Source organism: Azospirillum canadense, assembly GCF_025961225.1.
Taxonomy (GTDB): domain Bacteria; phylum Pseudomonadota; class Alphaproteobacteria; order Azospirillales; family Azospirillaceae; genus Azospirillum; species Azospirillum canadense.
Genome location: NZ_JAOQNG010000001.1, coordinates 2,939,989 through 2,953,031, shown reverse-complemented (window position 1 = coordinate 2,953,031; position 13,043 = coordinate 2,939,989). Strand labels below are relative to the sequence as shown.

General features: G+C 71.2%; 9 protein-coding genes. 5 read left to right on the top strand and 4 right to left on the bottom strand.

Annotation, left to right across the window (positions count from 1 at the left end):
- Nucleotides 1-58: 58 nt before the first annotated feature.
- Nucleotides 59-505 carry a hypothetical protein gene (locus M2351_RS14030; protein WP_264656658.1) on the bottom strand — a complete coding sequence of 149 codons (447 nt, stop codon included), beginning with the start codon at nt 503-505 and terminating at the stop codon, nt 59-61.
- Nucleotides 506-716: 211 nt separating this feature from the next.
- On the opposite strand from M2351_RS14030, the gene M2351_RS14025 reads away from it, so the two are divergent.
- Nucleotides 717-1,739: an NAD(P)/FAD-dependent oxidoreductase gene (locus M2351_RS14025; protein WP_264656657.1), complete on the top strand. Its 1,023-nt coding sequence runs from the start codon at nt 717-719 to the stop codon at nt 1,737-1,739.
- Between the two features lie 67 nt (nt 1,740-1,806).
- Here M2351_RS14025 and M2351_RS14020 read toward each other — a convergent pair whose 3' ends face one another.
- Entirely contained in the window at nt 1,807-2,394 is a 588-nt protein-coding gene (locus M2351_RS14020; RefSeq protein ID WP_264656656.1) for a Spy/CpxP family protein refolding chaperone, read from the bottom strand.
- A gap of 198 nt (nt 2,395-2,592) precedes the next feature.
- On the opposite strand from M2351_RS14020, the gene M2351_RS14015 reads away from it, so the two are divergent.
- The 4 genes from M2351_RS14015 (at nt 2,593) to M2351_RS14000 (ending at nt 6,604) form a co-directional block, all read left to right on the top strand.
- Entirely contained in the window at nt 2,593-3,333 is a 741-nt protein-coding gene (locus M2351_RS14015; protein ID WP_264656655.1) for a response regulator, read from the top strand.
- Nucleotides 3,333-4,739 carry an ATP-binding protein gene (locus M2351_RS14010; protein ID WP_264656654.1) on the top strand — a complete coding sequence of 469 codons (1,407 nt, stop codon included), beginning with the start codon at nt 3,333-3,335 and terminating at the stop codon, nt 4,737-4,739. The genes M2351_RS14015 and M2351_RS14010 overlap by 1 nt, the downstream gene beginning before the upstream one ends.
- A gap of 69 nt (nt 4,740-4,808) precedes the next feature.
- Entirely contained in the window at nt 4,809-5,159 is a 351-nt protein-coding gene (locus tag M2351_RS14005) for a hypothetical protein (RefSeq protein ID WP_264656653.1), read from the top strand.
- An 80-nt stretch (nt 5,160-5,239) separates the two neighbouring features.
- Nucleotides 5,240-6,604, top strand: a complete 1,365-nt coding sequence (locus M2351_RS14000; protein ID WP_264656652.1) for an NAD(P)/FAD-dependent oxidoreductase — start codon at nt 5,240-5,242, stop codon at nt 6,602-6,604.
- Between the two features lie 12 nt (nt 6,605-6,616).
- On the opposite strand, the gene M2351_RS13995 is transcribed toward M2351_RS14000, so the two are convergent.
- Nucleotides 6,617-9,016, bottom strand: coding sequence for a PAS domain-containing sensor histidine kinase (locus M2351_RS13995; protein ID WP_264656651.1), 2,400 nt, complete (start codon nt 9,014-9,016; stop codon nt 6,617-6,619).
- Nucleotides 9,017-9,246: 230 nt separating this feature from the next.
- Nucleotides 9,247-12,930 (bottom strand): response regulator, encoded by a 3,684-nt coding sequence (locus M2351_RS13990; protein WP_264656650.1) that lies wholly within the window; start codon nt 12,928-12,930, stop codon nt 9,247-9,249.
- Nucleotides 12,931-13,043 lie beyond the last annotated feature (113 nt).

Genomic DNA, 13,043 nt, shown 5'->3' with positions numbered 1-13,043 from the left:
GCAAGCCGGAAAGGCGGGTCCGCGACCAAGGTCACGACCCGGCCGGAAATGACCGAAGTCAGATGCGGGCGGTGGCCGGGCGGCGGGCCTTCAGGGCATGGGGCGCGATGGTTTCCACGTCTGCTTGCTTGTCTGCGGCCTGCCTGTCCTCGCCGGCCTTGCCCTCGACCAGGCGCGGGGCCTTGTTGAAGTTCATGGTGATCATCAGCGTCAGGCTGTCGTTGATCACGTGCAGCATCTTGTCGGAATCGACTGGTAGGGGGATCTTGCGCCCCATGCAGTAGGCGACCATGGCGGCGGCCACCTCCGCCTCGTGCAGGACCATGGTCCGGTCGTCGCCCTCATCCCCGGTGACCTGGATGACCGTCTCGACGCCCTGGTTCATGCGGTAGGTCACCGTGCCGACGGTCCCACGCGGCAGTGGCTCGCGCATCCGCCGCCGGCGGTCGAGCACCGCCTTCACCACTTCCTGGTCGGTGAACACGAGGCAGCGCAATTCCTTCATGAGAGCAGCTCCGGTCGGCGATGCATGGAGTATACCCTACTCCAGTATGAAGGGCGTTAAATTAGAAATTTTAGACAAAAGTGCGATTTCTGCGCGCGCCTCCTCTGCCAAAGGCGCATGACGGTCGCGACGGCCTTGACCGCAACCCCGAAAACGTCCCATTGAATGCGGCACATCGCTTGGGACTTTCGGAACAAAGGGTAGCGCTTCCATGCCGCAGACCGTCCATCGCACCGATGTCGTCATCGTCGGCGCCGGCCCCGTGGGCCTGTTCGCCGTCTTCGAATGCGGCATGCTGAAGATGCGCTGCCACGTCGTGGACGCGCTGGACATGGTGGGCGGGCAGTGCACCGCGCTCTACCCGGAAAAGCCGATCTACGACATCCCGGCCCACCCGGCCATCGAGGCCGCCGACCTGATCGACAAGCTGGCGGAGCAGGCCGCACCCTTCGCGCCGACCTACCACTTGGGCCAGCAGGTCGAAAAGCTGACCCGCACGGACGAGGGGCGCTGGCTGGTGGAAACCAGCATCGGCACGCGAATCGACACGCAGGCGGTGATCATCGCCGCCGGCTGCGGCGCCTTCGGCCCGAACCGCCCGCCGCTGGACGGGCTGGAGCGGTATGAAGGCACGTCGGTCTTCTACATGGTCCGCCGCAAGCAGGACTTCGCCGGCAAGCGCGTGGTGATCGCCGGCGGCGGCGATTCGGCGGTGGACTGGACGTTGTCGCTGGCCGACGTGGCGGAGAAAGTCTACGTCATCCACCGCCGCCCGAAGTTCCGCGCCGCCCCGGAAAGCGTCGCCCGCATGGACGCATTGGCGCGCGAGGGCAAGGTCGAGATGGTCGTGCCCTACCAGCTGGCGGGCCTCGTCGGTGAGAACGGCCAGCTGTCGGCCGTGCGCGTCGCCACGATGGACGGGGCCGAGAAGGACCTGCCGGCCGACGCGCTGCTGGCCTTCTTCGGCCTGTCGATGAACCTCGGCCCGATCGCCGAATGGGGCCTGAACCTGGAGCGCAGCCACATCGGCGTAAGCCTGCCCGGCTGCGCCACCAGCGCCCCCGGCGTCTACGCCATCGGCGACATCGCCACCTACCCCGGCAAGCTGAAGCTGATCCTCTGCGGCTTTTCGGAGGCGGCGCAGGCCGCCCACGCCATCCACCCGCTGGTCCACCCGGGCGAGGCGCTGCATTTCGAGTATTCGACCTCGAAGGGCGTCCCGGGAGCGGAGTGATCTGACACGCAAAACGGGCCGCCGGGGGGAACCGGCGGCCCGTCTTTTGAAAGGCTGATGCGCGAGATCAGCCGTTGCGGGGGCCAGGGCCGCCGGCCGGGCCGTTCGCCGGGCCGAAGCCATGGCCACCCATACCATGCCCGCCCATGCCGTGATGCATGCCGCGATGGCCGCCGAAGCCTCCGCCGGCGCGGTTCATGAACTGGTCGGCGATCTTCTGCTGGTCGGGGGTCAGCTGGGCGTAGAGGTCGGTCGCCGCCGGGCGGACCTGCTGGATCTGGGCCAGATGGGCCGCCGTCATCGCCTCCATGCGCTCAAGCCGCTGCGGCGCGGTGGTCGGCATCGGCTGGTCCTTGTACTTGGCGCACAGGTCCTGCATCGGCTTTTCCGCACCCTTCGCCGCGTCGGCGAACTTGGTCCAGGCGGCGCGCTGCTGGTCGGTGATGTTCAGCTTCTTCTCCGCGAAGGCCAGCATGCCGGCGAGCCGGGCGTCCTGGTCCTCGCACATCCGGGAGAACATGCGGCCGTGGTCGCGGCCGGCGCCCGGACCAGCCCCCGGACCGGCGCCGGGACCGGGCTGCTGCTGGGCGAAGACCGGCACGGCGAGGCCGAGGCCGAGAGCCAGAGCGGCGGTGGTCATCATGGCGCGTTTCATGGTGGTGCTCCTCGTTTTCGAAGGCGTTCTCGAAAGGCTTTGTGCCTTCCCGATGGCCTGAGACTGCGCCGCCTACGTTGCGGGTTGATGTCCGGCGACCGGTCATTTGGTAACGCTGTGTAACAGGTGCCCCGGCCGTTACGCGCCGTTACACATTTTCCCTTCACCCCCGCGCCCGCGCGTCGGATCATGCGGGCCATGGACCGCACGCCCCACCTCCTGGTCGTGGACGACGACCGCGAAATCCGCTCGCTGCTGGCGCAGTTCCTGACGCGCCACGGCTTCCGCGTCACCGGCGCCAAGGATGGTGCCGAAATGATGCGCACGCTCGACACCGCGCGGGTGGACATGATCGTGCTCGACCTCATGATGCCGGGGGAGGACGGGCTCAGCCTGTGCCGCCGTCTGCGCGCCGCGCCGGAGACGGCGCAGACCCCCGTCATCATGCTGACCGCCATGGGGGAGGAAACCGACCGCATCGTCGGGCTGGAGATGGGCGCCGACGATTATCTGGCGAAGCCCTTCAGCCCGCGCGAGCTGCTGGCCCGCATCAAGGCGGTGCTGCGCCGCGCCTCCGGCCCCGCGGCGCCGGGCGGGGAGGGCGGCAAGCTGCTGCGCTTCGAGGACTGGACGCTGGATCTGGCCAAGCGGGAGCTGCGCTCCCCCGACGGGGTGTTGGTCCAGCTGTCGGCCGGCGAGTACGACCTGCTGGTCGCCTTCGTGGAGCATCCCCAGCGCGTGCTGACCCGCGACCAGCTGCTGGACCTCGCCCGCGGGCGGTCGGCGGTGCCCTTCGACCGCTCCATCGACGTCCAGGTCAGCCGCTTGCGCCGCAAGATCGAACCCGACCCGGCGGAACCGACTCTGATCAAAACGGTGCGCGGCGGCGGCTATCTGTTCACGCCGCCGGTCGTCGGGTCCGGGGGGGCGGGGTCGTGATGGAGACCGCGCGGAAAAGCCGCCTGCTCGTCGCCCGCCGCTGGCTGCGGCTGCCCGACAGCATCGCCGCGCGCATGGCGCTGACGGTCGTGCTGGCCCTGCTGCTGACCCAGGCGGTCAGCGCGCTGGTCTACCTGACCGACCGCCCGGAAGGGCCGCCGGTGCACAGCCCGCGCGTGCTGGTGCAGCGCGTCACCTCCATCGTCCAGCTGGTCGAGAGCACACCCGTGCCGGAGCGCACGCGGCTGGTGCGCGCCATCGACGACCCGGTGCTGCGCGTGGAGTGGGAGCGGGACGCACCCCGCTTCAAGGCCGACAACCTGCGCGAAGGCTTCCCCTTCGACCGGCTGCGCCGGGCCATCCGCAACGGGCTGGACGACCGCGACCGCTCGGTGATGATCGAGCTGCGCCGCGATCCGCCGATGACCGGCCCCTTCCCGGCGGAGGACCATCACTGGGGCCGCGACGTGCGGCTGTCGGTGCAGCTGAACGACGGGTCCTGGCTGGTCTTCGCCGGCGGCGACCCGCTGGAGGGGCCGTTCCGCCTGCTGCGCTTCGCGCTGTGGATGGCCGGCATCGTCGCCGCCATCGCGATCGTCTCGCTGTGGACGGCGCGGCGGCTGACGGCGCCCATCGCGCGCTTCGCCGTGGCGGCGGAGCGGCTGGGCGTGGACGGCGAGGCGCCGCCCTTGCCGGAAAGCGGCCCGCGGGAGCTGCGCGCCGCCACCCGCGCCTTCAACCGGATGCAGGCGCGGCTCGCCCGCTTCGTCGCCGACCGCACCCAGATGCTGGCGGCCATGAGCCACGACCTGCGCACGCCGCTGACCCGCCTGCGCCTGCGCGCCGAGCTGGTTGAGGACCCGGAGATGCAGCGCAAGATGCTGTCCGACCTCGACGAGATGGAGGCGATGATCAACGCCACGCTGGCCTTCGCCCGCGACGACGCCAAGCGCGAGCCGCGCGGCCCCCTCGACCTCGCCGACCTGCTGCAGAGCCTGTGCGAGGACCGCGTCGACGCCGGGCACAGCGCGGTCTACGAGGGACCGGCGCACGCGGCACTCGACGGCCGGCCGGTGGCGCTACGCCGCGCCTTCGCCAACCTGATGGACAACGCCATCGCCTACGGCGGCGGCTTCACCGTGCGCCTGCGGCCGGAGGACGGGCCCTCGTCCACGTCTATCGTCCGCGTGGAGATCGACGACACCGGCCCCGGCATCCCGGAGGCGGAGTTCGAGAAGGTCTTCGCCCCCTTCTACCGTCTGGAACGCTCCCGCTCCCGCGACACGGGTGGGGTCGGGCTGGGGCTGGCGACCGCAAGGACGGTGGTGCGCGGCCACGGCGGCGACATCGCGCTGGCCAACCGGGCGGAGGGGGGATTGCGGGTGACCGTGACCCTGCCGCGGTAGGGGGCTTTACCGGACGGAGGGGCCGCCCTATTGTAGGTGCGTGTTGATCCGCAATGTCCGGGAGGTTTGGTGAGCGCGTCCGCCATCCTGAAGCTCCAGAAGGCCGGCTTTTCTTCCGAGCAGGTGGAGGCTCTGGCCGATTTCATGGATAGCCAAGCCGCGAGCAAGGCGGACGTGGAGCGGGTCGAGCACCGGCTGGAGACGTTGATTGCCGAGCCGAGGGCGGAGTCGAAAGCCGGGCTTGTCGGTGTCGAGTCGACGGTCACGGGCGTGAAATCCGAACTTCGGCTTGTTGAGAACGGTCTGCGGGCCGAGTTGAAGCAGATTGAGCAGCGGATGACCATCAAGCTGGGCGGTATGCTGGTCGTCATGACCGGTATCCTGCTGACGACCATGCGCTACCTGATGGCGCATCCCTGAGCGCGCCACGACGCACCGCAACATAAGCACCCCGCCGCCGGTTGTTCGTCGAGACCCCGACCGACCGGAGGGACCGTGCCGTGCCCCAGCTCGACCGAACGCCAGCGCCCGTGGACAGCCGCCCGCATGTGGTGATCGTGGGGGCCGGGTTCGGCGGCCTCGCCTGCGCGGGGTCGCTCGGCGGCACCAACATCCGCGTTACGGTCATCGACCGGCACAACTACCATCTGTTCGTGCCGCTGCTGTACCAAGTGGCGACCGCCGCCCTCTCCCCCGCCGACATCGCGGAGCCGATCCGGCGCATCCTCAGCCGGCACCCGAACATCGACGTGCTGATGGGGGAGGTGACGGGCATTGACCAAGCGCAGAAGCGGGTGATGCTGGCCGACGGCAGCTTCGTTTCCTATGACCGGCTGGTGCTGGCGACGGGCTCCTCCTACAGCTATTTCGGGCACGACGACTGGGCGGCGATCGCGCCCGGCCTGAAGACCATCGAGAACGCCCGCCGCATCCGCGCCCGCCTGCTGATGAGCTTCGAGCAGGCGGAGATGTGCGACGACCCCGAGCGGCAGAAGGCGCTGATGACCTCCATCATCGTCGGCGGCGGGCCGACGGGGGTGGAGATGGCGGGCTCCATCGCCGAACTGGCGCGCCACGCGCTGGCCAAGGACTTCCGCCGCATCGACCCGCGCGCCGCCAAGGTGCTGCTGGTGGAGGCCGGGCCGCGCATCCTGGCGAGCTTCCCCGACGACCTCGCCACCTACGCCCGCCGCAAGCTGGAGGAACTGGGCGTGGTGGTGCTGACTGGCCAGGCGGTGGAGTCGATCACGCCGGAGGGGGCGACCGTGGCCGGGCGCTTCATCCCCGCGGGGACCATCGTCTGGGGCGCCGGCGTCAAGGCCTCGCCCGCCGGGCGGTGGCTGGGGGTGGACACCGACCGGGCCGGGCGCATCCCGGTCAACGCCGACATGTCCGTGCCGGGCGTGCCGGACGTCTACGCGCTGGGCGACACGGCGACGCTGGCCGGCGACGACGGCAAGCCGCTGCCGGGCCTCGCCCAGGTCGCCAAGCAGCAGGGCGAGCATCTGGGCGCGGCGCTGGAGGCCAACCTGCTGCGCGGCCAGCCCATGGAGCCCTTCCATTTCCACAACCGCGGCAACACGGCGATCGTCGGGCGCAGCGCCGCCGTCTTCGACTTCGGCAGGCGTCACCTGAAGGGCTGGTTCGCCTGGGTGCTGTGGGCCATCATCCACGTCTACCTGCTGGTCGGCTTCCAGAAGCGCGTGCTGGTGACCCTGCAGTGGCTGTGGCGCTACGCCACCTACCAGCGCGGCGCGCGGCTGATCACGCGGGACAGCCCGGCCTCCGCGTCCGTGCAGCCGGCCGCCGCCCCGGTCGGTCGGGAAGAGCAGCCGTTCGGAGAGGCGCGGCGGCGGCAGGGGTGAGGGGGCCGTAGGTTACGGCCGTATCGGCAGGATGCAGCGGAAGCGGGCGCCGTCGCCCATCCATTCCTCGACTTCCAGGCGGCCGCCGTGCAATTCCATCACGTTGCGGACCAGCGACAGGCCGAGCGCCGCCGCACCCCGCGGGTCGGTGCGGTCGTAACGGGACGGCATAGCCGTTGCGTCGGGCGGGGCGGCGCTGCCGATGGTCACCACCAGCGACGTCGCGGTGCGCTCTCCGGCCAGGAGGATGCGCTTGTCACCCGGCGGGTGGCGGATGGCGCCGACCACCAGCGTGAAAAGCGCCTGCTTCAGCCGCCGCGCGTCGCCTTCCAGTTCCCCCAGCGCGGCCGGGGCGGAGAGGTCGAGACGCAGGCCCTCGCGCCGCGCCCATTCGCGCGTCAGCTCCGCCACCGTGCCCAGAAGGTCGGGCACGTCCACCGCACCGCGCTCCAGCGTGGTGACGCCGGCGCCGAGGCTGGTCATGTCCACCACGTCGTCGATCAGCGCCAGCAGCCGCTCCCCGGCGTTCAGCACGCCCTTGACGTATTCCATCTGGCGCGGGTTCAGCTCCCCGAAATACTGGTTCGCCAGGACCTCGCCGAAGCCGATGATGCCGTTCAGCGGCGTGCGCAGGTGGTGGGAGACGTTGGCGATGAACTCCGACTTCAGCTGGTCGGCGGCCTCCAGCGCGGCGTTGGAGGCGCGCAACGCCTGCTCCAGCCGGGCGCTGTCGGTGACGTCGAGGTAGCTGTTCAGCACCGCCCCGTCGGGCAGCGGCAGGGTGGCGAACTCCACGACCGAACCGTCTGCGCGCTCCAGCCGGCCGGAGCGCACGGCGCGTTCCAGCGTGGCGCCGATCATCTCGTCCTTCAGGCTGTCCCAGTCGCCGCCGTTCTCCAGGAAGGGGCGCATCCGCTCGAACAGGTCGGAGATGTGCGGCTCGCCGTGCAGGTCGTCCTCGTGCAGGTCCCAGATGCGGGCGAAGGCGGGGTTGGACAGCTTCAGCCGCCCGTCGCCGCCGAACACCGCGATGCCCTCCGCAAGGTTGTCCAGCGTCTCCTGCTGGACGGCGATGAGCGTGTTGTAAGAGGACTCCAGCGCCAGCGTGTTGGTCACGTCCTCCATGATCAGCATCAGCCCGCCCATGGGGTGCGGGGCGGCGAGGCTGCGCAGGGTGGTGCCGTCGGGCAGGTGCAGCATCTCCTCCACCGGCTCCAGCAGGCGGGTGTAGCGGCCGAGCCGTTCGCGCTTGTAGCTCTGGTAATCGGCGTATTCCGGCAGGCGGCGGCGGGCGCGCAGCTCCTCCAGGATCTCGGCGTGAGTCGGCTGGTTGCGCAGCCAGACCTCCTCCAGCTCCCACAGGCGGGCGTAGGCCTGGTTGAAGAAGGTCAGGCGCGTGTCCGGCCCGAAGATGGCGATGGCCGCCCCCAGCCGCTCCAGCACCTCGCCATGGGCGGCGAGGTGACGGCCCAGTTCCGCCCGCATCTCCTCCACCGCGGTGAGGTCGAGCGCGTAGCCGACCACCAGCGTGCCCCCGCCGTCCGGGGCGGGCAGCGGGGCCTCCGTCACCTCCAGCAGGCGCCGTTCCGTGCCGACGACCACCGTCACCCGCTCCGATTGGGCGACGCCGCCCGTCCGCGCCCGCTCGGCCAGCGCCCGCCCGGCGGTGGCGGAGGCTAACTCCGCCTGCGCGGATAGGGCGGAGGCAGGGTCGGAATCCACGGCGCGGGCGTAGGCCCGGTTGCACCAGGCGAGCCCCAGGTCCGCCCGGCGCAGCCACACGGGCACCGGCAGGGCGTCCGCCGCCGCCCGTAATTCCGCCAGCGCCGACTCGGCGTCCACACGCCCCTGCGTCAGATCGTCGCGCTCGGTGCAGCGGTCGGTGACGTCCTCCAGCCAGACCACGTCCTGGTGCCCCGCCGGTTCGTCCGCCGCGGGCAGGCCACCCGGCGGTCCGCCGCCGGAACGCCGGCCGGACAGCAGGATTTTCCGCCCGTTGCGCGCCGTCGCCTCGATCCGGAAGCCCTCCCCCCGGTCCCGCAGCCGGCGCATCGCCTCCGCGACTCGGGGGGCATCGGCGGTGGCGAAGGCGGCGGCGAGATCGCCCTCCGGGACGGTGCCGAGCAGGGCCGCGCAGTCCGGCGCCGCCGCGGACAGGCCCTGCGCGTTCCAGGCGCACCAGGGGTGCGGGCTGGCGGCCAGCAGCGCCTCCAGCCGGGCGATGTCGGCCGACAGCTTGTCGGCGCGGCGGCGGTTTTCCTTGGCGTTCCAAAACAACCCGCCAAAGCCCGCGGCCCCGAGCACGCCGGCGAATCCCAGGGCGAACGGCGAGGAGGACGGCCCGGCCGATAAGCCGAGTCCCACCGCCAGCCCGAGCGCAGCCAGGGCGTATGGTTTGGTAAACGCGTTCACGAGCCAGAGACTAGTCCACGCCCTTCGGCGGGACAAGGCAGGGCGGCGGGTGGTGCCACTTTCGGAGAGGTGAACCCGTTTCCGGCGATCCGCACTGGTCATTCGGAAATTTTAGGTTGGGAAGGGCGCGACGAAAGTCCAACAGCCGGGCGCGATGGATGGTGTTCGACGTTCCAGGCGACATATCGCGAAAGGGTAGCGGCCGGCGGCCGTCCCTCCACCACGGGCCGTCACCACACGCCCTCCCCGATGCGGATGGTGTTGATCGCCGCCTCCACCACCGGGAAGGCCGCGCGCATCGCCTCCAGGCAGCGTTCGGCCTCCGGTCCGTCGCCGGCCTCCGCGGCGACCTCCAGGGCCGCGCTGTGCCAGGCGAGATCGTTGGCACCGGCGGTGCGGGCGGCACCGGCCAGCGTGTGGGCCGCGGCGCGGGCGGCGTCCAGGTCGCCGCGTTCCAGGGCGCAGGCCGCCTTGTCGAGCAGGGGCCGCGTCGTTTCCAGGAAATAGGCCAGCAGTTCCAGCGCTGTGCGGTCGAGCGTGCCGAAGGTCTCGCGGACATGGGCGAGGTCGAGCGGCACGTGGGTGGTGTCGGCGGCAACGGCGGCGGACGAGTCCTCTGGCGGGGTGGCGGAACCTTCGCCCAGCCAGCGGTCCAGCACGGTGGCCAGCTGCTTCAGGCTCACCGGCTTGGCGATGTAGTCGTCCATGCCGGCGGCGGCGCAGCGTTCCATCTCGCCGGCGAGCGCGTTGGCCGTCATGGCGACGATCGGCAGGCGCGGACGGTTTTCGCCGAATGACGTTTCCGAATCCCGGAACTCGGCGTTCCGGATTTGGCGTGCCAGTTCATAGCCGTCCAGGCGCGGCATGTGGCAATCGGTGATCAGCAGGCGGTAGCGCCCGCTCCGCCACGCCGTCAGGGCCTCCAGCCCGTCGGCGGTCAGGTCGGCCTCGAACCCCAACTGGCGGAGCTGGCGCAGGATCACCTGCTGGTTCGTCGGGTGGTCCTCCGCCACCAGGATCGGGACGCCCGACTCCGGATCGGCGAAGGCCGGTCCCGGAAGGGCCGATCCGTCCAGCGCCGCATCGGCCGGGCCGGACTTTGCTTCGCTGAGCGGGGCGGCGCGGCCGGCCAGGATCGCCAGCTTGCGGAACAGCGCATCGCGGCGCACCGGGCGGGTCAGGTGGTCGTGGGCCTGATCGGCGCCGGGGCCGTCCGGGCAGTCGGCCGGCGGATCGCGCCCGTCCAGCAGGTGCAGGGTCGGCGGCGGGCGGACGCCGGCCTGACGAATGCGTTGCAGAAGTTCGGTGGCGGTCAGCTGCGGGTTGGGCTCCCCCGGCGCGTCGTCCGGGTGGTGGTCCGGCAGGCCGCCGGCCAGGACCAGCAGGTCGGCGCCGGAGAGGGTCAGCAGTTCCACCGCCTCCTCCGCGGTGGTGGCGTCGGCGACGGCGGCTTGGCGGTCCTCCAGGCTGCGGATCAGGACGGCGCGCTGCACCGGATCGGGGTCGGCGACCAGGATGGACAGGCCCGACAGGTCGATGGCGTCACGTCCCCCGTTAGCCCATCCCCCATCGGCCCGTCCCCCATCCGGGTGCTGGACGCCCGGGTCGCCCGCCGCCAGGTCGATCGAGAACCAGAAGACGGCCCCGTGGCCGGGGGCCGATTCCACGCCGATGCGCCCGCCCATCATCTCCACCAGACGCGCACAGATCGCCAGCCCCAGCCCGGTCCCGCCGAAGCGCCGGGTGGTCGAGCTGTCGGCCTGGCTGAAGGGCTGGAACAGGCGAGACTGGCCGGCCGCGCTGATGCCGATGCCGGTGTCCTCCACCGCGAAGCGCAGGCGGACGGCATCCCCGGCGGGAGCGCCTTCCGACCGGTCCTCTGGCCGGCCCTCCAGCCGGGCGCGCAGGACGACGCGGCCGGCGTCGGTGAATTTGATGGCGTTGCCGGCCAGGTTGAACAGGATCTGACGCAGCCGGCCCGGGTCGCCCCGGACCACCGGCGGCACCGAGCGGTCGACGTCGCAGACCAGCGCCAGCCGCTTCTGGTGGGCCTGCGGCGCCAGCAGCTCGGCCACGCCCTCAACCAGCTCCCGCGGGTCGAGGTCCATCTCCTCCAGGTCGAGCTTGCCGGCCTCGATCTTCGACAGGTCCAGGATGTCGTCGATGATGCGCAGCAGGGCGGTCGCGCTGTCGCGCACGGTGGTGACGATCTGTGCCTGTTCCGCGTTCAGCGGCGTCAGGGCCATCAGCTCCAGCATGCCCAGCACGCCGTTCATGGGCGTGCGGATCTCGTGGCTCATGGTCGCCAGGAACTCGGACTTCGACTTGGCGGCGACCTCCGCCTGCTCCTTGGCGTGGCGCAGCGCCTCCTCGGCGCGCTTGCGGGCGGTGATGTCGTAGCTCCAGGCGAGGATGGCGGAGCGGCCCTCGAACTCTGTGCGCTGGATCGTCTGGAGCGCCCAGACGCGGGTACCGTCCGGCCGGTCGATCGCGACCTCCACGTCGCGGGCGACCAAGTCGTGGGCGGCTCCGGCCACCTCGATGGGAAGGGACGGGGGCAGGGGAAGCGGCTGCCGGCTGCCGACGAAGGCGTCCAGCGGCTGGCCGGCCAGTTCCGCGGCGCGGGCGTTGGCGAAGGCCACCGTCTGGAACGGATGCGCGCCATTGGCCCGGCCGATGGACACGCCGACCGGGCTCTGCTCCAGGATCGCGCGCAGGCGGCGCTCCCCGTCGGACAGGTCGCGCTCGCGGGCGCGGATGGTGGCGACGAAATAGTGCAGGGCGCGGGCCATGTCGGCGATCTCGTCCAGGCCGCGCGTCGGGATGGTCACCGGCCGGCCCGCCGCGGAGGCGGTCATCGCCTCCTGCAGGCCGCGCAGCCGCCGCACCACGTTCTTGTGGATGTATAAGAAGATGCCGACGGCGCCCAGGATCGAGACCAGCGCCATCACCAGGATGGCGTGCTTCCCGTTGCGGATGACGCCTTCGAACTCGGCGGAGCGGCGGGAGATGTCGCGCTCGATTGCCATGACGTGGTCCGACACCGCGGCGACCAGCCGGTCGGAGACGTTCTGGTTGCGGGCGACCAGCCCCTTGATGGTGCGCGCCAGCACGATCTCCTCCTGCCGGCCGGTGAACAGGTTGCGTTCACCCAGGCCCAGGGCCTGAAGCTCCCGGTACAGCGGCTCGGCCCCGGCGAGCAGGTCCGGGGGAAGCTCCGCCACCGCGGCGGCGGCGCGGTCCATCGCGGCGCGGTAATCGTCGCGCAGCCGCTCCAGCCGCGCCTCGTGGTCGGCGCGCGAGGCCGCCAGCATGATGGTGGCGGCGTGGTAGGCCGCGTCGGTCCAATGGTCGATGATGCGTTCGCGCCGGTAGGCCTCGGCCAGTTCGTCGGGGCCGGCGGGCAGGGGAACGTCGTCCAGCAGGGTCTGCTCCGCCTGGCGGACGCGCTCGGCCAGCATCATCAGGCGGTTAACCAGCCCGCTCACCTCCGCTGACGCGGCCAGCTGCCGCTCCACCTGGCTGTTCAGCGCCAGCAGGTTGCCGACCAGCTCGTTCTTGCGGCGCTCCAGCTCGGCCAGGTCGACGGGGTCGGCGCCGCGGACGCGCAGGCGGGCCATCAGGTCCTCCAGCAGGACGATCTGGTCGCCCAGCCGCGACATCACCGCCTCGCGCACCGACTGGCTCTGCACAGCGACCAGCGCCGGGGCGTTCGCCGCCAGCGTGCCGCTCTGCTGCGCCAGCTGCGAGGCGCTGATCAGCCCGGGGACCTTCGCGGCGGCGACCTGCTCGAACCCTTCCTGGAAACGCCCGAACAGCGACACGGCCACCACGCTGGTGGTGACGGTGAGGCCGGCGATCACGGTCAAGCCCGCCAGGATGCGGAACGCCACGCCCAGCCGGGGAAACCGCATGCCCCTGTCCCCCTGTCAACCCCACCGGTGTCAACCCGACCGGTCACCCCCGTCAGATAGCACGTTGCGCCGCCGCCGCGCAAACCGGCCCCCAGAAGCGACCTCCCGGAACG

Coding starts and splice junctions, on each gene's coding strand:
- M2351_RS14030 (WP_264656658.1), bottom strand. CDS start 505: ATGAAGGAATTGCGCTGCCTCGTGTTCACCGACCAGGAAGTGGTGAAG.
- M2351_RS14025 (WP_264656657.1), top strand. CDS start 717: ATGCCGCAGACCGTCCATCGCACCGATGTCGTCATCGTCGGCGCCGGC.
- M2351_RS14020 (WP_264656656.1), bottom strand. CDS start 2,394: ATGAAACGCGCCATGATGACCACCGCCGCTCTGGCTCTCGGCCTCGGC.
- M2351_RS14015 (WP_264656655.1), top strand. CDS start 2,593: ATGGACCGCACGCCCCACCTCCTGGTCGTGGACGACGACCGCGAAATC.
- M2351_RS14010 (WP_264656654.1), top strand. CDS start 3,333: ATGGAGACCGCGCGGAAAAGCCGCCTGCTCGTCGCCCGCCGCTGGCTG.
- M2351_RS13990 (WP_264656650.1), bottom strand. CDS start 12,930: ATGCGGTTTCCCCGGCTGGGCGTGGCGTTCCGCATCCTGGCGGGCTTG.